A 20,427-nucleotide genomic window follows, 5' to 3' on the forward strand; every position below is an offset into this window, starting at 1 on the left:
CCAGACGCGACGAAGGCCGCGCCCGCGAGGGGCGCGGCCTTCGTCGTACGTCAGCCGTCAGGCCTTGCCGATCCGCAGCTCGAGCGAGTCGACCCGCTCGCTGATCACGCTGCTCGCGGCGAGCGAGCGGTTGACCCAGGCGAGCACACGGTCGAGACCGGCACGGTCGAGACCGCCGTCGATGCCGAGCGCGACGGCGACCTCGGCCGTCCGGCCGGGCACGGCGTCGGCCCGGACGACGTGCTGGGCCGGGAGCGCTGCGTCGCGCACGGCGGCGCGCACCGCCTCATCGACGACGCCGTCGCGCACCGCGGGCTCCCACGTGCGGCCCTGGGCGAGCGCCCACACGGCGGGGCGCGGCACGAGGACGGTAGTCGGTCCGCCGGGGTCAAGGACGAGCAGGGCCCAGCCCTCCTGGACGGCCGAGAGCGCCGCGCGCGTCGCGTACGACGGGACGGGGCGCGCGTCGGCACGCCAGCGCGCCATCGCCTCGACCGAGGAGAACACGGGGAGCGCCTTGCGGCCGTCCGGAGCCTCGAGCGCGACGACGCCCGCGCTCGCTTCCTTGTCGACGTCCTGGCCGTGCTCACCACGGCCCGCGACGTCGAGCTCGGCGATGACCGGCACGAGCACGCGCGCGGACGCGAGCGCCTCGACGACGCGCTCGAGGTCGGCGGTTCGGCCGCCGGCCGCGTACGCCTCGAGCGCTGCTGCGAGGGCGGGCTCGCACGAGCCGTCGTCGCCCGCGAACGGGTTGGACCTCAGGTCACGCCCAGCCCACGGCGTTCCTGCCGAGTCGGCAGGGACGCCGTGCCCGTGCCCGTCGTGCGGGGCGTGGGTCACGGCCGGCCTGCGACGTCGAGAGCCTCGGGCAGCGTGAACGCGCCCGCGTAGAGGGCCTTGCCGACGATCGCGGAGTCGACGCCCTGCGGGACCAGCGCACGCAGCGCGCGCAGGTCGTCGAGGCTCGAGATCCCGCCCGACGCGACGACCGGGGCGTTCGCACGGCGGGCGACCTCGGCGAGCAGCTCGACGTTGGGGCCGCGGAGCGTGCCGTCCTTCGTCACGTCGGTGACGACGTAGCGCGAGCAGCCAGCAGCCTCGAGACGGTCGAGGACCTCCCACAGGTCGCCGCCCTCCTCGGTCCAGCCGCGCGCTGCGAGGGTCGTGCCGCGGACGTCGAGGCCGACCGCGACGACGTCGCCGTGCTCGGCGATGACCTTGGCGGTCCACTCGGGGTTCTCGAGCGCGGCGGTGCCGAGGTTGATGCGCGCGCAACCGGTCGCCAGCGCGCGCTCGAGCGACTCGTCGTCGCGGATGCCGCCCGAGAGCTCCACCTTGACGTCGAGCCGTCCGACGACGTCGGCGAGGAGCTCGGCGTTCGAGCCGCGGCCGAAGGCGGCGTCGAGGTCGACGAGGTGGATCCACTCCGCCCCGCCCGCCTGCCAGTCGAGCGCCGCGCTGAGCGGGTCTCCGTACGAGGTCTCCGAGCCGGCCTCGCCCTGGACGAGGCGCACGGCCTGTCCGTCAGCGACGTCGACGGCGGGGAGCAGCACGAGACGGTCGGTCATGGGGTTCATCTCCAGGGGTGTTCGGGCTCGGCAGCAGCCGAGAGGGGCGGCGGTACCTCGCGTCAGCGCAGGGACGAGAGCCAGTTGGTGAGGAGCTGGGCGCCGGCGTCGCCGGACTTCTCCGGGTGGAACTGCGTCGCGCTGAGCGGGCCGTTCTCGACGGCTGCGACGAAGCGGCCACCGTGGTCGGCCCACGTGACGAGCGGCGGGCGGAACCGGCCGTCGGCCGGCTCGTCCTGACCGAGCGTGAACGTCTGGGCGGCGTACGAGTGCACGAAGTAGAAGCGCTCGTCCTCGATGCCCGAGAAGAGCGTCGTGCCTGCAGGGGCGTCGACGGTGGCCCAGCCCATGTGCGGGACGACGGGGGCGTGCAGGCGGTCGACGATGCCCGGCCACTCCCCCAGCCCCTCGGTGTGCACGCCGTGCTCGTCGCCCGCCTCGAACATCACCTGCATGCCGACGCAGATGCCGAGCACGGGACGGCCGCCGGCGAGACGGCGACCGACGATCTCGTCGCCGCGCACGGCGCGCAGGCCCTCCATCACGGCGGCGAACGCACCGACCCCGGGCACGACGAGGCCGTCAGCCGACTCGGCGGCGGCACGGTCGTTCGTCAGCTCGACCTGGGCGCCGACGCGCTCGAGCGCACGCACCGCCGAGCGGACGTTCCCGAAGCCGTAGTCGAGGACGACGACGGACGGCGCACTCATGACTTCTTCCTCGCCTTGCGTGCGAGGGACGCAAGCAGACGGGCGGCCTTGAGCCGCGAGTACTGCCCCGCGGGGAGGACGCCCTTGATGTCTGCGAGCGTGTGTGTGCCGAGGAGCAGGCCCTCGAGGTCGTCGGGCGCGCCGTCGAGCAGCAGTCCCGCGGGGATGTCGTCCCCACGCTCGCCGTCGAGCCAGCGAGTCGCCGTGATCTGGTTCTCGCGACGCTCGACGAGGATCGCCGGCACGCCGCTGATGAGCTGCGAGATGCCCGCCGCGACCTGCGCGGGACCGTCGCCGTCGAGGTCGCGGCACACCGCGACCGCTCCGACACCCTGGGCGAAGAACACGTCCACCTCGAGCTTCGCGACCGTGCACACCGCGGCGAGCGGGTCCGCGCCGGCGACCTGCGTGAGGACGAGGGCGACGGTCGGCTTCGTCGTCGTCTCCCCGAAGATGCTCAGTCCCGACAGGTCGTCCGGGATGTCGAACGAGACGTCGTCGGGCAGCTCGTCTGCGGCGCCCGGCACCGCGTCGGAGCTCACAGCGCGCCCTTGGTCGACGGCACGCCGTCGACACGCGGGTCGAGCGCGACCGCGGCGCGCAGGGCGCGCGCGAGCGCCTTGAACTGCGCCTCCACGATGTGGTGCGGGTCGCGGCCGGCGAGCACGGTGACGTGCAGGCAGATGTTCGCGTGGTGCGCGATCGACTCGAGCACGTGGCGCGTGAGCGAGCCCGTGAAGTGACCGCCGATCAGGTGGTACTCCTGGCCCGCCGGCTCGCCGTCGTGCACGAGGAACGGTCGGCCCGACACGTCGACGACGGCGCGTGCGAGCGCCTCGTCGAGCGGCACGTGGGCGTCCCCGAAGCGCGCGATGCCGCGCTTGTCGCCGAGGGCGACCTTGAGCGCCTCGCCGATGCAGATCGCGACGTCCTCGACCGTGTGGTGCGCGTCGATGTGCGTGTCACCGGTCGCCTTGACGGTGAGGTCGATCAGGGAGTGCTTGCCCAGGGCCGTGAGCATGTGGTCGTAGAACGGCACCGTCGTCGAGATGTCCGTGCGGCCGGTCCCGTCGAGGTCGATCTCGACGACGACGGACGACTCGGACGTCGCCCGCTCGATGCGTGCCGTCCTGCTGCTGCGGGTCACAGTCCTGCTACCTCCACCAGGGCGTCCTTGAACGCCACCATCTCCTCGCGCGTGCCGATGGACACGCGCAGCCAGCCCTCGGGACCAGTCTCCCTGATGAGCACACCCCTATCCAGCAGACCCTGCCAGATCGCGTGCCGGTCGGCGAACCGGCCGAACAGCACGAAGTTCGAGTCCGAGTCCGCGACGTCGAGCGGGCGCCCGTCGTGCGTCTGCGCGCGCAGCCACTCGACCGTGCGGTCGCGCTCGGCGCGCAGCGCGGCGACCTGCCCGAGCAGCTCGTCGGCGTGCGAGAGCGCGGCACGCGCGGTCGCCTGGGTGACGGCCGAGAGGTGGTACGGCAGGCGCACGACGCGCAGCGCGTCGACGATCTCGCGGCGCGCCGCGAGGTAGCCGAGCCGTGCGCCCGCGAGCGCGAACGCCTTGGACATCGTCCGGCTGACGACAAGGTTCGGGAAGCGCTCGAGCAGCTCGAGCGCGGACGGCACGCCCTCGCGGCGGAACTCACCGTACGCCTCGTCGACGACGACGATGCCCGGGGCGCCGTCGACGTCGACCTCGAGCGCGGCCTCGCACACCGCGACGATCGTGTCGACGGACAGCGCGGTGCCGGTCGGGTTGTTCGGGCTCGTGAGGATCGTCACGGACGGCTGGTGCTCCGCGACGACGGCGGTCGCGTGCCCCGGGTCGAGCGTGAAGTCCGCCTCGCGACGGCCGACGACGTACTCGGAGTGCGTGTCGCGCGCGTACTCGGGGTACATCGAGTAGGTCGGGGCGAAGGACACGACCGTGCGACCGGGACCGGCGAAGGCCTGCAGGAGGTGGAGCATGACCTCGTTCGACCCGTTCGCCGCCCACACCTGCTCCGCCTCGACGCGGACGCCGCTCTCACGGGCGAGGTAGTCGGCGAGGTCTCCGCGCAGCCCGAGGAAGTCACGGTCCGGGTAGCGGTTGAGGCCCGCGGCGGCGTCGGCGACGGCGCTCGCGATGGACGCGACGACGGCCTGGCTCGGCCCGTACGGGTTCTCGTTGACGTTGAGCAGGACGGGCACGTCGAGCTGCGGAGCGCCGTAGGGCTCGATGCCGGCGAGCTCGGGGCGCACGGGCAGGCGCAGCGCGCGGGGGGTGTCAGTGTTGCGGGGGTTGGCCACGACGTCACTCTAGGAGTTCGGCCTGACAGCCGTCCGCGCATTTCACGAGATGGTCGGCGCTACGCCGTCTCGCGGTCTGCGTCGTGCCGGACCCGGTAGTACAGGGACACGACCCCTGACTCGAACGTGCGCGACGCGAGGAGCTCGAGGTCGACACGGCGCTCGTGCAGGGCGAAGATCGGCTTGCCACCGCCGACGAGGACGGGGAACACGCGCACGAGGTACTCGTCGACCAGGTCGAGGTCGGCCGCCTGAGCAGCGAGGTCCGCCCCACCGATCGCGATGTCTCCCTCCCCGGGCTCCGCGCGCAGCCGCGCGATCTCCTCGGCGAGGGTGCCGGTGGCGAGCCGTGCGCTCGGGACGACGTCGGTCAGCGTCCGCGAGAACACGACCTTCGGGAGAGCGTTCCACAGGTCCGTCCACTCGCGGTCCTGCGCGCCGAGCGCAGGGTCGTCCTTGATCTCCTCCCAGTAGAGCATCGTCTCGTAGAGGCGCCGGCCGAGCAGGTGGACCCCGACATCCTTGACCTCGTCGATCGACATCTGGAAGAGCGCCGGCTCGGGCTCGGTCCACTGGAAGTCGCCGTCCGGCCCTTCGATGAACCCGTCGAGCGACATCCCCATCGAGTACGTGACCTTGCGCACGTCGGACCTCCTCGCGTCTCACGGCGGCGGCCGCACCGCCCCTCGTCCAGCGTCGTGCCGTCGCCCGGTGCTGACCAGGGCGGCAACGCCCTGAGGTCCGGTCCACACACCCTGGGCGTCCGACGGCGATGTCCGTCCCGGTCCGTAGGCTGGAGACCATGACGACCGAGGACCAGCCCGACCCGCGCGACGGGGCTCCCGACGACGCCGCGACGACCGCCGACGACGTCCCCGCCACCGAGGCTCAGGCCGAGGAGCCGCGCGAGCGGCGCGGGACCCCGGGGCGCTGGGGCGCCGAGCCGGACTGGTCCAAGCTCGAGGGTGTACCGCGCCGGCGCGTCGAGGTCACCGGGCCCGGGTGGGGTGCGTCGTCGATCGACGCGCGCAACCTCGTCGACCGGCCCGAGGCCGAGCCGACGCTCGACCTCAGCCCGCTCGGCGCACCTCCCACGCGCCCGCTCGCGCCTTCGACGGCCCCGCCCGCGGCGGAGGCTGCCGCGCAGGTCGCCCAGCAGCCGTCTCCCGGCGCGCCCGCGAACCCTGCGCACGCGGGCCCTGCGGCACCGAGCGCACCGGCGACGAACGCTGCGTCCGCGAGCGCGCCGTCGGCGAAGCCGGCTCCGGTGGCGGCCGAGCCCGAGCCCGCCTGGTCGGCGGCCTGGGACGAGGACGTCCCGCCCGCCGAGCCGCCCGCCGACTGGGACGAGCCGGTCTGGGTGCCGGAGGACGACGGCGCACCGGCCGCCGGTGCGCGCGGTCCGCTCCGCCGTACGGCCCGGGGCGCGCGCCCGACGAGCGGGCACCGGCCCGACGTCGTCCCCGTGAGCACCGAGGGGCTCGACGGGCGCGAAGCGGCCGAGGCCGTCCTGCGGCGCCTGGTCGGGCGCGACGACGCGCGGCTGCGCGACGACCAGTGGCGCGCGATCGACGCGATCGTCTCCCACCAGCGCCGCGTCCTCGTCGTGCAGCGCACCGGCTGGGGCAAGTCCGCCGTCTACTTCGTCGCGACGTCGCTCCTGCGCGAGCGCGGCGAGGGGCCGACGGTCATCGTGTCGCCGCTCCTCGCGCTCATGCGAGACCAGATCGCGGCGGCTGGCCGCGCCGGGGTGCGCGCCGTGACGATCAACTCGTCGAACGTGACCGAGTGGGACGACGTCCACGACCGCATCGCCTCCGGCGAGGTCGACGTCCTGCTGTGCTCCCCCGAGCGCCTCAACAACCCGGACTTCCGTGACACCGTGCTGCCGCGCCTCGCCGCGACGGCGGGTCTCGTCGTCGTCGACGAGGCACACTGCATCTCGGACTGGGGCCACGACTTCCGGCCGGACTACCGCCGGATCCGTGACCTCGTCGCGGATCTTCCCGCCGGCATCCCCGTGCTCGCGACGACGGCGACCGCGAACGAGCGCGTCACGCTCGACGTCGCGGAACAGCTGGCCGTGCACCGTGACGACCAGGGCCACGTCGCTGCGGGCGACGACGCCCGTCCTGGCGACGAGGTGCTCGTGCTGCGCGGCGGGCTCGACCGCGAGTCGCTCCACCTTGCCGTCCTGCCTGTGACCGACCAGCCCACGCGCATCGCCTGGCTCGTGGAGGCGCTGCCCCGGCTGAGCGGCTCGGGCATCGTCTACTGCCTCACGGTCGCCGCTGCCGAGCAGGTCACCGAGCAGCTGCGCACCGCAGGCATCGAGGTGCGCGCGTACACGGGCCGCACCGACACCGCCGAGCGGGAGGCCCTCGAGGCCGACCTCAAGGAGAACCGGGTCAAGGCGCTCGTCGCGACGTCAGCGCTCGGCATGGGCTTCGACAAGCCCGACCTGGGCTTCGTCGTCCACCTCGGCGCCCCGAGCTCGCCGATCGCGTACTACCAGCAGGTCGGCCGCGCCGGGCGCGGCGTCGACCGCGCGACCGTCGTCCTCGCCCCGGGCGAGGAGGACCAGCGCATCTGGGACTACTTCGGGTCGCTCGCCTTCCCCGCGGAAGGGCAGGTCCGTGCGGTGCTGCGCGCGCTCTCGGACAACGGCACGATGTCGCTGCCCGCGCTCGAGACGCGCGTCGACCTCAAGCGGTCGCGGCTCGAGATGATGCTCAAGGTGCTCGACGTCGACGGCGTCGTCAGACGCGTGCGCGGCGGCTGGGAGGTCACCGGCGAGCCGTGGACGTACGAGGGTGAGCGCTACGAGCGCGTCGAGCGCGCCCGCCGAGCGGAGCAAGAGGCGATGCTCGCCTACCAGTCGACGACCGGCTGCCGCATGGCCTTCCTGCGACGCCAGCTCGACGACCCGGAGCTCGAGGACGGCTGGCGCTGCGGTCGCTGCGACCGGTGCTCGACGCTCGACCTGCCCGCGGCCCCGGACCCGTCGCTCGTGCGCCAGGCCCGTGCCGCGATGGACCGGCCCGGCATCGAGATCAGCACGCGCCGGCAGTGGCCCTCGGGGATGGCCTCGCTCGGCGTCGAGCTGTCCGGCAGGCTCTCCCCCGAGGAGCTCGCCGAGCCCGGCCGGGCGGTCGCTCGGCTCGACGGGCTGGGCTGGTCCGCCCCGCTGCGCGAGCTCTTCGCCCCGACCACGCCCGACGGCGAGCTCCCGACGCCGTTGCGCACCGCGGCCGCGCGCGTGCTCGACGACTGGGCGGAGGCCAAGGGCGTCGACGGCATCGTGTGGGTCGCCTCCGCGAGCCGCCCGGTCCTCGTGAGCCACCTCGCGCACGGGCTCGGCCGCTACCTCGGCAAGCCCGTCGTCGGGTCGATCGAACCCGCGCCCGGCGTCCCGGCAGGCCGGCGCGACGTCAACTCCGCGATCCGTCTCGCGGGCGTGGTCCAACGCCTGCGTCCCGCGCTCTCCGAGGCCGCCGCGGCGGGCCTCCCCGGTCGGAGCGTGCTGCTCGTCGACGACCTCACCGACTCCGGGTGGACCCTCACCGTCGCTGCCCGGATGCTGCGCCAGGCCGGTGCCGCGCGCGTGCTGCCGTTCGTGCTCGCGCAGGCGTGACCGTCCCGGTCCCCAGGAGATTCGAGGAGAGCCCATGAGCGCCGCCCCACCACCCGTCGCCCCGCGCGACGTCCGCCTCGTGGCTCTCCTGCGCGGCGTCAACGTCGGCGGCCGCACGATACCGATGGCGGAGCTGCGCGCGGTGGTCGCCGCGAGCGGTGCCCGCGCGGTGCGTACCGTCCTCGCGAGCGGGAACATCCTGCTCGACGTCGCCGAGGACACCCCGCGGGCCGAGGTGCGCGCGGACCTCGAGAGCAGGATCAGCGAGGCGTTCGGCTACGACGCGCACCTCGCGCTGCTCCCCCTCGACCTCACGGCCGCGCTCGCCGACGCCGTCCCGTGGCCAGACGACGAGTCGGCCCACGGCTACGTCGTCGTCTCGACGAGCACGGGCCTGCTCGCGGAGGCCGCGGCCGAAGCGGCCGCGGCGACGGAGGCAGGAGGCGGTCCGTCCGAGGGCGCGGTCGAGGCGTGGCAGACGCCGCCCGCACCTCTCGCTGGACGCCTCGCGGACGAGGGCCTCGACGCCCTCGTGTGGCGCTGCCCCCGCGGGTCGTCCCTCACGACCTCGCTCGCCAAGGTCCTCGCACGCTCGCGCTACCGGGCGGCGACGACCCGCAACGTGAGAACCCTGCGTCGTCTCGCCTAGCCCGCCGGATCGTGAGGGCCGCGTCGGCCCGGGCCGGTATCGGCAGAGGTCGACGCGCTAGACGTCGGCGTGCTCAGGGGGCCAGACCACCCGGAATCGTTCCGCGACCACGACCGAGTCGCCCGTCAGGACGAAGCCAAGCTCGGCGCCGACGCGCTCCCAGTACCGGCGGTGGTCGCGGCGCCAGGACTCGATCGAGCGGTCCCCCTCGCCCTCGTCGTACGCGAACGCGGCGTCGACGTCGCGGAAGCGCACCCGCCGCACCTCGGTCGTCTGCAGGATCACGCGGGGCGTCCCCGCGCCGTCGCACACGACCCAGTGGTCGCCGGCCTCGGGTGGCGTGTCGCCGAGCACCTCGTACTCCGCGACGAGCGACGCCGTCGCGCGCTTCGCCCCCGCGAGGACCAGACCGAGCAGCTCGTCAGCGAGCGCCGGGCCGTCGCCGAAGCTGTCGAGGACAGGAAGCGGCGTCCCCGGGGCGGGTCCCCGCCCGGAGGCGAGATACTCGGCCCACATCGCGGCGGCCGCGCGTTCGTCGGGCGGGGTCATGCTGTACCTCGTCTCGTCTGCGTGGCGCTCGCGCCGGGTCAGAACCGCGCGCTGATGGCCTCACCGTGCGCGGGAAGGTCCTCCGCCTCGGCGAACGAGACGATCTTGCCGGCGATCTCTGCCAGCCCGTCGCGCGAGTACTCGACGACCTGGACCGCTCGCACGAAGCTGTGCACGCCGAGCCCCGAGGAGAAGTGCGCGCACCCTCCCGTCGGCAGGACGTGGTTCGAGCCCGCCATGTAGTCGCCCAGCGGCACCGGCGAGTACGGGCCGACGAAGATCGCGCCCGCGCTCGTGACGCGGTCCGCGAGCGCGGGCGCGTCGGCCGTCTGGATCTCGAGGTGCTCTGCGCCGTACGCGTTGACGACCGTGAGGCCGTGCTCGACGTCGTCGACGAGGACGATCGCGGACTGCGGGCCGCCCAGCGCCGTCGCGACGCGTTCCGCGTGGCGGGTCGCAGCCGCTCGGCGCGCGAGCGCGACGTCGACCGCGTCGGCGAGCTCGACCGAGTCGGTCACGAGGACAGACGCGGCCATCGGGTCGTGCTCGGCCTGGCTCAGCAGGTCCGCAGCGACGTGCTCCGGGTCGGCGGTCGCGTCGGCGAGCACGGCGATCTCGGTCGGCCCGGCCTCCGCGTCGATGCCGACGACACCGCGCACGAGGCGCTTCGCGGCCGCGACGAAGACGTTGCCCGGGCCCGTGATGACGTCGACCGGCTCGGCGAGCACGTCACCGTCCTGCGGCAGCTCGGCGGCGGCGCCGTACGCGAGCATCGCGACCGCCTGGGCACCGCCCACGGCGTACACCTCCTCGACGCCCAGCAACGCGCACGCCGCGAGGATCGTCGGGTTGGGCAGGCCGCCGTCCTGCGCCTGGGGCGGGGACGTCACGACGAGGGAGCCGACGCCGGCCTCCTGCGCCGCGACGACGTTCATGATGACCGAGGACGGGTAGACCGCCAGGCCGCCCGGCACGTAGAGGCCCACGCGCTGCACGGGGATCCACCGCTGCCGCACGCGTGCACCAGGCGCGACGTCGACGACGAAGTCCTGGGGGCGCTGCGCGGCGTGGACCTGGCGGACGCGGCTGATCGACTCCTCGAGGCTCGCCCGGAGCCCGGCGTCGAGCCCGTCGAGCGCCGCGGCGAGAGCCTCGGCCGGGACCCGCAGGTGCTCGGGCCGCACGCCGTCGAACTTCTCGGCGTAGTCGCGCAGCGCCGCGGCGCCGCGCGAGCGTACGTCCTCGACGATCGGTGCGACGAGCTTGGTCGCGTCCTCGACGCCCACCTCGGGACGAGGGAGGGTCGCGGCGAGCTCGCGGGCGGACAGGGAGCGACCACGCAGGTCGAGACGGTTGATCACGACGCCGATTCTAGTCCCGGCGCCCCCGGCGGTCGCGGCGCCCGGGACTGCGCACGTGCCGGACCTGAGAGACTGGAAGCATGAACGACGTGACGATCCGCGACGAGTCCATCCGGCTCGGCCAGTTCCTCAAGCTCGCCGACCTCGCCGAGTCCGGCGCCGAGGCGCGCGAGCTCGTGGCTGACGGCGCCGTGAGCGTCAACGGCGAGACGGACGAGCGGCGCGGCCGCCAGCTCGTCCCTGGCGACGTCGTCACTGTGTCGGGCCCCGGCGGGACCCGCACCGCGCGCGTCGCACGCGCCTGACCGGCGACATCGGCACCCCGAGCCCGGGCGCACCACGCCTGACGCCGGGCGGCAGCGAGCCACGCAGGCGGGGCGTCAGCGCGCCATGTACGCCGAGCTCATGACCTTGTCGACCTCCATCCGCAGGACGACGCGCTGCGGGTTCGGCTCGAGAGTGCGGTAACGCACGCCGTACCGCCGCACCGCCTCCGCGATCTCCTCGGGGTCGTCGACGACCGTCGTGGGTCCCTCGAGCGTGATCCAGCGGCCCCCGTCGACCTGGCAGACCGCCGCGCGGGCCGGCACGCCGCCCGGACCGCCAGCCGCGAGGTTGCGCGCCTTGACGCTCGTGACGTTCGTCGTGATGCGCAGCACCCCGGCGCTGTCGTCCCACGTGAAGCCGACCGGGACGACGTGCGGGGTGCCGTCGGGGCGCAGGGTCGTCAGCGTCGCGAGGTGGCGCTCCGTGACGAAGACGTGCTGCTCAGGGGTCAGGTGGATCACGAGTCGCTCCGGTCTGTGGGAAGGGCGGCGGGCGCCGCGTCACGGACGAGGCACGTCAGCGACGCTTGTACGCCGTGGGGCAGGTTCGTCAGCTGGCGAGGCACGTCGGGCCCAGGAGCGCCTTGAGGTCGCCGAACAGCGCGGGCGATCGCTCCACGCGCAGCTTGTCCTCGACCTTCATGAGCGTCGCCCGGCCTGGCTCCGTCAGCTTGAGGTGGACCTCCGTCGCGCCCGGGTGCGTGCGCAGGATGTCGCGAAGCCGCTCGACGACCGGCTGCGTGCACCGCGACACCGGCACCGTCACGAGCACCGGTGAGTCAGGGCCCGCGCTCGTGTCCGGCAGCGAGAGCTCCATCGCCTGCAGCGACATCGTCTCGTCACGACGCCGGACGCGGCCCTTGAGCGTGACGATCTGGTCCTCGGCGAGGATCGTCGAGTACGCGAGGTACGTCTCGCCGAAGAACATGACCTCGATCGACCCTTCGAGGTCCTCGATCGTCACGGCCGCCCACGGGTTGCCGTTCTTCGACATCTTGCGCTGGAGCGACGTGATGAGGCCGGCGATCGTCACGACCGAGCCGTCGGCACGTCCCTCGTCGGTGATGAGCTGCGCTATCGACGTCTCCGCGGCGCGGGACAGCACGTGCTCGAGCCCCGAGAGCGGGTGGTCCGAGACGTACAGGCCGAGCATCTCGCGCTCGAACGTGAGCAGCTGCTTCTTGTCCCAGTCGGGCAGGTCGGGGACGTCGATGCTGAAGCCGATCGCCTCGTCGGCGTCGGACGCACCGAAGTCCGCGAAGAGGTCGAACTGCCCCTCCGCCTCCTTGCGCTTGACGCCGATGACCGAGTCCACCGCCTGCTCGTGCACCATGACGAGCGAGCGCCGCGTGTGCCCGAGCGAGTCGAACGCTCCGCCCTTGATGAGCGACTCGATCGTGCGCTTGTTGCACACGACGGCCGGCACCTTGTCGAGGAAGTCGGTGAACGACGTGAAGTCACCCTTCTCCTCGCGCGCCGCGACGATCGACTCGACGACGTTCGCGCCGACGTTGCGGATAGCGGTGAGGCCGAAGCGGATGTCAGCGCCGACGGCGGTGAAGTTGGCCGAGGACGAGTTGACGTCCGGCGGGAGCACGGTGATGCCCATGTGGCGGCACTCGTTGAGGTAGAGCGCCGACTTGTCCTTGTCGTCCTTGACGCTCGTGAGCAGCGCGGCCATGTACTCGACCGGGTAATTCGCCTTGAGGTAGGCCGTCCAGTACGAGACGACGCCGTACGCGGCGGAGTGCGCCTTGTTGAACGCGTAGTCGGAGAACGGCAGCAGGATGTTCCAGAGCGTCTGCACGGCGTCCATCGAGAAGCCGCGCTCCATCATGCCCGCCGAGAAGCCCTCGAACTGCTTGTCCAGCTCGGCCTTCTTCTTCTTGCCCATCGCGCGGCGCAGGATGTCTGCCTGACCGAGCGAGTACCCGGCCAGCTTCTGCGCGATCGCCATGACCTGCTCCTGGTACACGATCAGGCCGTACGTGTTGCCCAGGACGTCCTCGAGCGCCTCCGCGAGCTCGGGGTGGATCGGGGTGACCTCCTGGAGCCCGTTCTTGCGCAGCGCGTAGTTCGTGTGCGAGTTCGCACCCATCGGGCCCGGTCGGTAGAGCGCGCCGACCGCGGAGATGTCCTCGAAGTTGTCAGGACGCATGAGCTTGAGCAGCGACCGCATGCCGCCGCCGTCGAGCTGGAACACGCCGAGCGTGTCACCGCGGGCGAGCAGGTCGTACGTCTTCTTGTCGTCGAGCGTGAGCTCCTCGAGGACGACCGGGTCCTTGCCGTTCGCGACGATGTTGTCGAGCGCGTCGTCGAGGATCGTCAGGTTGCGCAGCCCCAGGAAGTCCATCTTGATGAGGCCGAGCTCTTCGCACTTCGGGTAGTCGAACTGCGTGATGACGGCCCCGTCCTGCGGGCGGCGCATGATCGGGATGATGTCGATCAGCGGGTGGCTCGACATGATGACGCCGGCCGCGTGCACGCCCCACTGCCGCTTCAGGCCCTCGATGCCCTTCGCGAGCTCGACGACCTTCTGCGCGTCCGGGTCGGCCGCGTGGACCTGGCGGAACTCCTCGGCCTCGGCGTAGCGCTTGTCGTTCGGGTCGAAGATGCCCGACAGGGTGATGTCCTTGCCCATGATCGCGGGCGGCATCGCCTTGGTGAGCTTCTCCCCCATCGCGAAGGGGAAGTCGAGGAGACGCGACGAGTCCTTCAGTGCCTGCTTGGCCTTGATGGTTCCGTACGTGACGATCTGCGCGACGCGGTCCTCGCCGTACTTCTCCGTGACGTACTTGATGACCTCGCCGCGACGGCGCTCGTCGAAGTCGACGTCGAAGTCAGGCATCGAGACGCGGTCCGGGTTGAGGAACCGCTCGAAGATGAGGCCGTGCTGGAGCGGGTCCAGGTCGGTGATGCGCATCGCGTACGCGGCCATCGAACCCGCACCGGAGCCACGGCCCGGGCCGACACGGATGCCGTTGTCCTTGGACCAGTTGATGAAGTCGGCGACGACGAGGAAGTAGCCCGGGAAGCCCATCTGCGTGATGACCTGGCACTCGTAGTCCGCCTGCTTGCGGACCTCGGGGCTGATCCCGTCGGGGTAGCGCGCGTTGAGCCCGCGCTCGACCTCCTTGATGAACCAGGACGTCTCGTCCTCGCCCGGAGGGCACGGGTAGTTCGGCATGTAGTTCGCGCTCGTGTCGAACGAGACCTCGCACTGCTCCGCGAGCAGCACGGTGTTGTCGCACGCCTCGGGCAGCTCGGCCCACGTCCGGCGCATCTCCTCGGCGGACTTCACGTAGTAGCCGTCGCCGTCGAACTTGAAGCGGCCGGGGTCGGCGAGCTTCGAGCCCGAGTTGATGCACAGCAGGGCGTCGTGCGACGCGGAGTCCTCGCGCTTGACGTAGTGCAGGTCGTTCGTCGCGAGGAGCGGCGCACCGATCGTCTTGGCGAGCCGTAGGAGGTCCTTGAGCACACGGGTCTCGATGTCGATCCCGTGGTCCATCAGCTCGACGTAGAAGAACTCCTTGCCGTAGATGTCCTGGAGCTCCCCGGCGACGCGTACGGCCTCGTCCCACTGCCCGAGCCGCAGCCGTGTCTGGATCTCTCCCGAGGGGCAGCCGGTGGACGCGATCATGCCGGCCGAGTAGCGCTCGATGAGATCGCGGTCCATGCGCGGCCACTTGCCCATCTGGCCCTCGAGGGAGGCGTACGAGCTCGCGCGGAACAGGTTGTGCAGGCCCTCGTTGTTGCGCGCCCACATCGTCATGTGGGTGTACGCGCCACGCGCCGAGACGTCGTCGGCCTCCTGGCCCGCCTCACCGAAGCGGACGCGCGTCTGGTCGAAGCGGCTCGTGCCCGGCGTGACGTACGCCTCGACGCCGATGATCGGCTTCACGCCGGCGGCCGTGGCCTGCTTCCAGAAGTCGTACGCGCCGAACAGGTACCCGTGGTCGGTCGTCGCGATCGCCGTCTGCCCGAGCCTGTTGACCTCGGCGAACAGATCCCCGAGGCGCGCTGCGCCGTCGAGCATCGAGTACTCCGTGTGGGCATGGAGGTGGACGAAGTCCGATCCGGCAGAGGGCATGACCCGATCCTATGACGGACCTCGGACGCTCCGAGAACCGGCTGGCAAGGCCGCCGACACGCCCCTCCGGGGCGACCGTCAGGGCCGCCGCAGATCGATCCAGGCGTCCTTGTGCTCGATCCCAGCGTCGAGGTAGAAGTCGCCCACGACGGTGTACCCGAGGCGCTCGTAGAAGCCGAACGCCTGTCGCTGCGCGCTCAGCTCGCAGCGCACCACGCCGTCGACGGCGCACGTGTCGAGCGCGATCTCGTGGAGGGCCTCCATGAGCGCGACGCCGACGTGCAGCCCGCGCGCGACCGCGCGCACGGCGACCCGGCCGACGTGCACGACGCCCGGGTGCGCCGGGTCGGTCAGCAGGCGTGCCGTGCCGACGGCACGCCCGTGCGAGTCCCGGGCGAGGACGTGTGTCGTCGTCTCCGCCGTGTCGAGGTCGTCGAGCTCCTCCTCGGCAGGCACCTGCTGCTCCTCGACGAACACCTCGAAGCGGATCGCGTAGCACTCCTCGAGCTGCGCCTGCGTCGCGACGACCTCGACCATCACGCCCGAGCCGGAGAGGTCAGCGGAAGCCATCCGACACCACCTCGAGCGCGTGAGCGAGGTCCGAGGGGTACTCGGACGTGCACAGGACGGGCTGGCCCGTCACGGGGTGGTCGAAGCCGAGCCGCATCGCGTGGAGCCACTGCCTGGTCAGGCCCGTGCGCTCGGCGAGGCGCGGGTCGGCGCCGTACGTCAAGTCACCGACGCAGGGGTGGCGCAACGCCGAGAAGTGCACGCGGATCTGGTGGGTGCGGCCCGTCTCGAGGTGCACCTCGACGAGGCTCGCCGCGGGGAACATCTCGAGGACCTCGTAGTGCGTCACCGAGTGCTTGCCGTCAGCGACGACCGCGAACTTCCAGTCGGACGACGGGTGCCGGCCGATCGGCGCGTCGATCGTGCCCGTCGTCGGCTCGGGGTGGCCCTGGACGAGCGCGTGGTAGACCTTCTCGACCGTGCGCTCCTTGAACGCGCGCTTGAGCGCCGTGTATGCGATCTCGCTCTTCGCGACGACCATGAGGCCGCTCGTGCCCGCGTCGAGACGGTGCACGATCCCCTGGCGCTCGGCCGCGCCGGACGTCGAGATCCGGTAGCCGGCAGCGGCGAGGGCCCCGACGACGGTCGGCCCGGTCCAGCCGGGCGACGGGTGCGCCGCGACGCCGACGGGCTTGTCGACGACGACGAGGTCGTCGTCCTCGTACCGCACGACCATCCCGGGCACAGGCTCAGGCTCAGGCTCGACGGCGGCGGCCGGGTCGGGCAGCTCGACCTCGAGCCACGACCCCGCGACGAGGCGGTCGGACTTGCCGACGGTGCGACCGTCGACGCTCACGGCGCCGTCGGCCGCGAGCTCCGCGGCACGCGTGCGGGACAGCCCGAGGAGGCGGGCGAGAGCGGCGTCGACGCGCTCGCCCTCGAGCCCGTCCGGGACGGGAAGAGAACGCGAGGTCATCGTTGCTCCGGCTCGCCGGCCGCTGCGGCGTCCGCCTCCTGGGGACCCTCGTCGGCGTCGGTCGACACGGCCGGTTCCGCCGCCAGGTCCGCAGCGTCGGCGCTCGGCTCCGCGCCGCCGCTCGAGGCGGGCGCGTCAGCGGTCATCGGGGTGCCCCGGAACGACAGCATGATGAGCAGCCCGGCGGCGGCGACGATCGCGATGTCCGCGACGTTGCCGACGAAGAAGCCCGCGTAGTTGATGAAGTCGACGACGTGCCCCTCGGGGAAGCCGGGCGCCCGGAACAGCCGGTCGATCAGGTTGCCGACCGCGCCACCGAGGACGAGCGCGAGCGAGACCGCCCAGGCGCGCGACGTGATCCGCCGGGCCCGCGTCGCGATGACGACGACGACAGTCACTGTCAGCAGCGTCAGGACCCACGTGAAGCCGGTCCCCATCGAGAGCGCGGCCCCCGGGTTGAACAGCAACTTCCAGCCGAGCAGCTCACCGAGGAACCACGTCGTGGAGGCCCCGAGCTCGAGGGTGCTCAGCGCGAGCTGCTTCGTCAGCTGGTCGACGATCGCGACGCCGGCCGCGAGGCCGAACATGAGCGCGGTGAGGCGCGGCGCCCTGGTGGCGGCGGGCGCGCTGGCCGCCACCGCCTCGTCGCCTTCGCGGACGTCGTCCGGGCGGGCGCCGTGCGACGTGACGTCACCCGCTTCCTCGGTCAGCGTCGTTCCTCGCGCTGCTTGCAGGTCACGCACAGCGTGGCGCGCGGGAAGGCCTGGAGACGTGCCTTGCCGATGGGGCCGCCGCACGACTCGCACGTGCCGTAGGTGCCGGCCGCGATCCGCTGGATCGCGTGCGTGTTCTGCTGGAGCAGGTCGCGGGTGTTGTTGACGAACGTGAGCTCCTGCTCACGCTCGAGCGCGCTCGAACCAGAGTCCGCCTGGTCGTCCCCTGCGCCGTCACCCGAGTTGCGCAGCAGCTCCGAGAGCTCTGCGTCCGCGTTCGCCAGCTCGACCTCGAGGCGCTCGACCTCGGCGATGAGCTCGCTCGCGACGGCCTTGGCCTCCTTGAGCGTCCACGGCTCCTCGCCCTCGCGGACCTGGAACGTCTTGACGTCCTTGGTGAGGCGCGGGAAGCGCTCCGCAAGGCTGGGGGTTCGTTCTTCGTCCTGGATCGACATCAGGGTGGCCTCTCTGTTCAGAACTGCCGAGGATAGACGGCCACGACCGGCCCAGACAACACGCGCGGTAGCGGTGCCTGTGGCCGGCCGTGGTCGGTGGTTCGGTCGGGACGTCGTCCCGTCGGCTCAGAGGCCGGGGCCGTTGACCTTGTTCGACGGCGGGATCGAGGACCCGCGCGCGTTGAGGTCGCCGAGCAGCGACTCGAGGTAGCTCTGGAGGCGGGTGCGGTAGTCCCGCTCGAACTGGCGGAGCTCGTCGATCTTGCGCTCCAGGAGCGAACGCTCCTGCTCGAGCTGGCCGAGCGTACGTGCGGAGGTCTCCTGCGCCTCGCGGACGATGCGCTCGCCCTCGGCACGTGCCTCGCTGACGAGACGCTCGCCCTCCTCCTGGCCGGAGCGGACGTAGTCGTCGTGCAGCTTCTGCGCGAGCTGGAGCATGCCGGTGGCCGACTCGGGCTCGCTCGCCCGGGACACGGGGGCCGGGGCGGGCGCGGGGACGGGGGCCGGAGCGGGCTCCGGCACGGCCTCGCGGACGGGCTCCGCGGTCGTGGCGGGCGACGGTGCGGAGGCCGCCTGGGCCGCTGCCGCGTTCTCGCGGGTCAGCTCGGCGACGCGACGCTCGGCCGCGGCCAGCTTGGCCTTGAGGTCGTCGTTCTCGCCCTGGAGCGCCCGCAGCGTGTTGAGCACCTCGTCGAGGAAGTCGTCGACCTCGACGACGTCGTAGCCCTCGCGGAACTTCGTCGCCGTGAACTTCTTGTTGAGGATGTCGTCTGCAGTGAGCAGTGCCATCGTGTCACCTCGTTGAGTTACTCGGGTTATGGAGCCGGGACGTCGATGACGACCACGCACTCACGCTAGCGGATAAAGAGCGTGCCGCGCGCGCACGCCCGTCTTCTGTCTCGCGGGTCAGCTCGCGAGGCTCCCGAAGATGTTCACCAGGACGGAGGTGGCGAGCATCAGGATCAGGAAGGCCAGGTCGAGCTGGACGCGCCCGAGGCGCAGGGGCGGGATCAGGCGCCGCAGCAAGCGCAGCGGCGGGTCGGTCACGAGGTACACGCCCTCGATCACGACGAGCCCGAACCCGTGCGGTCGCCAGTCACGCGCGACGACGCGCACGAGGTCGACGACGATGCGTCCCAGGAGCACGATGAAGTACACGAAGCACAGCGTGGCCAGGACGCCGAACAGCTGCTGCACGTGCGTCTGCTCAGCTCTGGTTGAAGAAGCCGGCGTGCGAGCGGTTGTCGCCCGACGCCACGTGCTCCTCGCCGGTGATCTCGACGTTCTCGGGCGAGAGCAGGAACACCTTGTTGGTGACGCGCTCGATCGCACCGCGGAGGCCGAAGATCAGGCCGGCCGAGAAGTCGACGAGACGCTTGGCGTCCGCATCGTCCATGTCGGTGAGGTTGATGATGACGGGCGTGCCCGAGCGGAACGCCTCACCGATGACGCGCGCGTCGTTGTACGACCGAGGGTGCACGGTCGTGATGCGGCGCAGGTCGGCGGCCGCAGGCGCCTGGGGGCGCTGCGCGGCGGCGCGGTTGATGGGGGTCACCTGGGCAGGGAAGTCCTGGGACATCGCGGGAGCCTCCTCTTCGACGTACTCCTCGGCGTACTCGTCCACGTATGCGTCGGCATACTCCTGGTCCCCACGGTCGTCCGCGAGGCCCAGGTACAGCATCGTCTTGCGAAGCGCTCCGGCCATGACCCATCTCCGTCCATCGTCACACTGGTGGATTCACGCTAACCGCACGTGTTCGCCGCGCTCGGTACCGACACGCCCAGGGCGGGAGGTTCCGCTCAGCGCCCCGGCACCGTGATCCGGACGACGCCGGCGAAGCGTCCGGTGGTCGGGTCGCCGGTGCGTCCGGCGCGACGGTAGGAGAAGAGGTCGTCGTCCTCGATCGTGCAGCGGGCGACGCGCGTGACGGAGGCGACACCTGCTCGGTCGAGCTGCTGCTCGACCCCTGCGGCGAGGTCGAGCGCGGGTGTCCCCCACGACGTCGTCGACCAGGTCGCGGGGACCCGAGCTGCGACGTCCGCCCGCATGTCCTCGGGGACCTCGTAGCAGTCACCGCACGCGCACGGCCCGACGGCGGCACGCACGCGTGCCGGGTCCGCGCCGCGCGCGACCATCGCGTCGAGCGTGCGCAGCACGACCTCGCTCTCGACGCCCCGGCGCCCTGCGTGGGCGACCGCGACGACGCGGGCCTCGGGGTCGGCGAGGAGGACGGGGACGCAGTCCGCGACGAGCACCCCGAGCGCGACGTCGGTCGCGCTCGTGACGAGGCCGTCAGCCTCGCCGACGGTGCCGGGCAGCTCGCGCACCGCGTCCGCTCCCGCGACGTCGACGACGTCGGCGCCGTGGACCTGCGTCGCGAACGCGACGGGCGCGCCGACCGCCGCGCCGACGCGGCGCCGGTTCTCGACGACGGCGCCCTGGTCGTCGCCGCACGCCATGCCGAGGTTGAGACTCGCCCACGGCGGTGACGAGACACCGCCGTGGACGGTCGTGAAGACGGCACGGACCCCGGGACCGAGGTCGAGCTCGATCGTCCGGGGCCCGTGCTGCGGGTCGGTCACGG

22 protein-coding genes are annotated in these 20,427 nt (G+C 72.3%); 3 read left to right on the top strand and 19 right to left on the bottom strand.

The window, feature by feature from the left end; genetic code table 11:
* Window positions 1-57 precede the first annotated feature (57 nt).
* The 7 genes from ATL41_RS02755 to ATL41_RS02785 all read right to left on the bottom strand — a co-directional run bounded on the left by ATL41_RS02755 (window position 58) and on the right by ATL41_RS02785 (window position 5,223).
* A complete protein-coding gene (locus ATL41_RS02755; protein ID WP_098457096.1) occupies window positions 58-843 on the bottom strand; it encodes an SseB family protein in 786 nt (261 codons plus the stop codon).
* Complete coding sequence (gene priA / locus ATL41_RS02760) at window positions 840-1,571, bottom strand: bifunctional 1-(5-phosphoribosyl)-5-((5-phosphoribosylamino)methylideneamino)imidazole-4-carboxamide isomerase/phosphoribosylanthranilate isomerase PriA (RefSeq protein WP_098457097.1); 732 nt, start codon at window positions 1,569-1,571, stop codon at window positions 840-842. Before priA ends, ATL41_RS02755 begins: the two co-directional genes overlap by 4 nt.
* Window positions 1,572-1,633: 62 nt before the next feature.
* Window positions 1,634-2,281, bottom strand: a complete 648-nt coding sequence (hisH, locus tag ATL41_RS02765) for an imidazole glycerol phosphate synthase subunit HisH (RefSeq protein ID WP_098457098.1) — start codon at window positions 2,279-2,281, stop codon at window positions 1,634-1,636.
* A complete protein-coding gene (locus ATL41_RS02770; RefSeq protein ID WP_245854586.1) occupies window positions 2,278-2,823 on the bottom strand; it encodes a hypothetical protein in 546 nt (181 codons plus the stop codon). Before ATL41_RS02770 ends, hisH begins: the two co-directional genes overlap by 4 nt.
* Window positions 2,820-3,428 carry an imidazoleglycerol-phosphate dehydratase HisB gene (gene hisB, locus ATL41_RS02775; RefSeq protein WP_098457099.1) on the bottom strand — a complete coding sequence of 203 codons (609 nt, stop codon included), beginning with the start codon at window positions 3,426-3,428 and terminating at the stop codon, window positions 2,820-2,822. The genes ATL41_RS02770 and hisB overlap by 4 nt, the downstream gene beginning before the upstream one ends.
* Window positions 3,425-4,579 carry a histidinol-phosphate transaminase gene (locus ATL41_RS02780; protein WP_098457100.1) on the bottom strand — a complete coding sequence of 385 codons (1,155 nt, stop codon included), beginning with the start codon at window positions 4,577-4,579 and terminating at the stop codon, window positions 3,425-3,427. The genes hisB and ATL41_RS02780 overlap by 4 nt, the downstream gene beginning before the upstream one ends.
* 59 nt (window positions 4,580-4,638) lie before the next feature.
* Window positions 4,639-5,223 carry a dihydrofolate reductase family protein gene (locus tag ATL41_RS02785; RefSeq protein ID WP_098457101.1) on the bottom strand — a complete coding sequence of 195 codons (585 nt, stop codon included), beginning with the start codon at window positions 5,221-5,223 and terminating at the stop codon, window positions 4,639-4,641.
* A 158-nt stretch (window positions 5,224-5,381) separates the two neighbouring features.
* Here ATL41_RS02785 and ATL41_RS02790 point away from each other — a divergent pair, with 158 nt between their 5' ends.
* On the top strand, window positions 5,382-8,213 hold the full coding sequence (locus ATL41_RS02790) for a DEAD/DEAH box helicase (protein WP_098457102.1): 2,832 nt from the start codon (window positions 5,382-5,384) through the stop codon (window positions 8,211-8,213).
* Between the two features lie 34 nt (window positions 8,214-8,247).
* The gene (locus ATL41_RS02795) at window positions 8,248-8,862 is read left to right on the top strand and encodes a DUF1697 domain-containing protein (protein WP_098457103.1); all 615 of its coding nucleotides are present in this window, start codon (window positions 8,248-8,250) and stop codon (window positions 8,860-8,862) included.
* 57 nt (window positions 8,863-8,919) lie between these two features.
* On the opposite strand, the gene ATL41_RS02800 is transcribed toward ATL41_RS02795, so the two are convergent.
* Window positions 8,920-9,411: an ASCH domain-containing protein gene (locus ATL41_RS02800; RefSeq protein ID WP_098457104.1), complete on the bottom strand. Its 492-nt coding sequence runs from the start codon at window positions 9,409-9,411 to the stop codon at window positions 8,920-8,922.
* A gap of 38 nt (window positions 9,412-9,449) precedes the next feature.
* Window positions 9,450-10,772 carry a histidinol dehydrogenase gene (hisD, locus tag ATL41_RS02805; protein WP_098457105.1) on the bottom strand — a complete coding sequence of 441 codons (1,323 nt, stop codon included), beginning with the start codon at window positions 10,770-10,772 and terminating at the stop codon, window positions 9,450-9,452.
* Between the two features lie 80 nt (window positions 10,773-10,852).
* Here hisD and ATL41_RS02810 point away from each other — a divergent pair, with 80 nt between their 5' ends.
* Window positions 10,853-11,077 (top strand): RNA-binding S4 domain-containing protein, encoded by a 225-nt coding sequence (locus ATL41_RS02810; protein WP_098457106.1) that lies wholly within the window; start codon window positions 10,853-10,855, stop codon window positions 11,075-11,077.
* Between the two features lie 75 nt (window positions 11,078-11,152).
* On the opposite strand, the gene ATL41_RS02815 is transcribed toward ATL41_RS02810, so the two are convergent.
* The 10 genes from ATL41_RS02815 to pgeF form a co-directional block, all read right to left on the bottom strand.
* Window positions 11,153-11,560: a pyridoxamine 5'-phosphate oxidase family protein gene (locus ATL41_RS02815; protein ID WP_098457107.1), complete on the bottom strand. Its 408-nt coding sequence runs from the start codon at window positions 11,558-11,560 to the stop codon at window positions 11,153-11,155.
* A gap of 88 nt (window positions 11,561-11,648) precedes the next feature.
* On the bottom strand, window positions 11,649-15,188 hold the full coding sequence (gene dnaE / locus ATL41_RS02820) for a DNA polymerase III subunit alpha (protein WP_098457108.1): 3,540 nt from the start codon (window positions 15,186-15,188) through the stop codon (window positions 11,649-11,651).
* Window positions 15,189-15,266: 78 nt separating this feature from the next.
* Window positions 15,267-15,758 (bottom strand): GNAT family N-acetyltransferase, encoded by a 492-nt coding sequence (locus ATL41_RS02825; protein ID WP_181010225.1) that lies wholly within the window; start codon window positions 15,756-15,758, stop codon window positions 15,267-15,269.
* Window positions 15,745-16,674 carry an RluA family pseudouridine synthase gene (locus ATL41_RS02830; protein ID WP_098457109.1) on the bottom strand — a complete coding sequence of 310 codons (930 nt, stop codon included), beginning with the start codon at window positions 16,672-16,674 and terminating at the stop codon, window positions 15,745-15,747. The genes ATL41_RS02825 and ATL41_RS02830 overlap by 14 nt, the downstream gene beginning before the upstream one ends.
* Window positions 16,671-17,312 carry a signal peptidase II gene (gene lspA / locus ATL41_RS02835; RefSeq protein ID WP_245854587.1) on the bottom strand — a complete coding sequence of 214 codons (642 nt, stop codon included), beginning with the start codon at window positions 17,310-17,312 and terminating at the stop codon, window positions 16,671-16,673. Before lspA ends, ATL41_RS02830 begins: the two co-directional genes overlap by 4 nt.
* Before the next feature lie 68 nt (window positions 17,313-17,380).
* Window positions 17,381-17,842: a TraR/DksA family transcriptional regulator gene (locus tag ATL41_RS02840; RefSeq protein ID WP_098457110.1), complete on the bottom strand. Its 462-nt coding sequence runs from the start codon at window positions 17,840-17,842 to the stop codon at window positions 17,381-17,383.
* Between the two features lie 126 nt (window positions 17,843-17,968).
* Complete coding sequence (locus tag ATL41_RS02845) at window positions 17,969-18,631, bottom strand: DivIVA domain-containing protein (protein ID WP_098457111.1); 663 nt, start codon at window positions 18,629-18,631, stop codon at window positions 17,969-17,971.
* Window positions 18,632-18,748: 117 nt separating this feature from the next.
* Window positions 18,749-19,039 (bottom strand): YggT family protein, encoded by a 291-nt coding sequence (locus tag ATL41_RS02850; RefSeq protein WP_098457112.1) that lies wholly within the window; start codon window positions 19,037-19,039, stop codon window positions 18,749-18,751.
* Window positions 19,040-19,049: 10 nt separating this feature from the next.
* Entirely contained in the window at window positions 19,050-19,547 is a 498-nt protein-coding gene (locus ATL41_RS02855; RefSeq protein ID WP_098457113.1) for a cell division protein SepF, read from the bottom strand.
* Window positions 19,548-19,642: 95 nt separating this feature from the next.
* On the bottom strand, window positions 19,643-20,425 hold the full coding sequence (gene pgeF / locus ATL41_RS02860; RefSeq protein WP_098457114.1) for a peptidoglycan editing factor PgeF: 783 nt from the start codon (window positions 20,423-20,425) through the stop codon (window positions 19,643-19,645).
* Between the last annotated feature and the right edge of the window lie 2 nt (window positions 20,426-20,427).

Source organism: Flavimobilis soli (genome assembly GCF_002564025.1).
In the GTDB taxonomy this organism is placed as follows: Bacteria; Actinomycetota; Actinomycetes; order Actinomycetales; family Cellulomonadaceae; genus Flavimobilis; species Flavimobilis soli.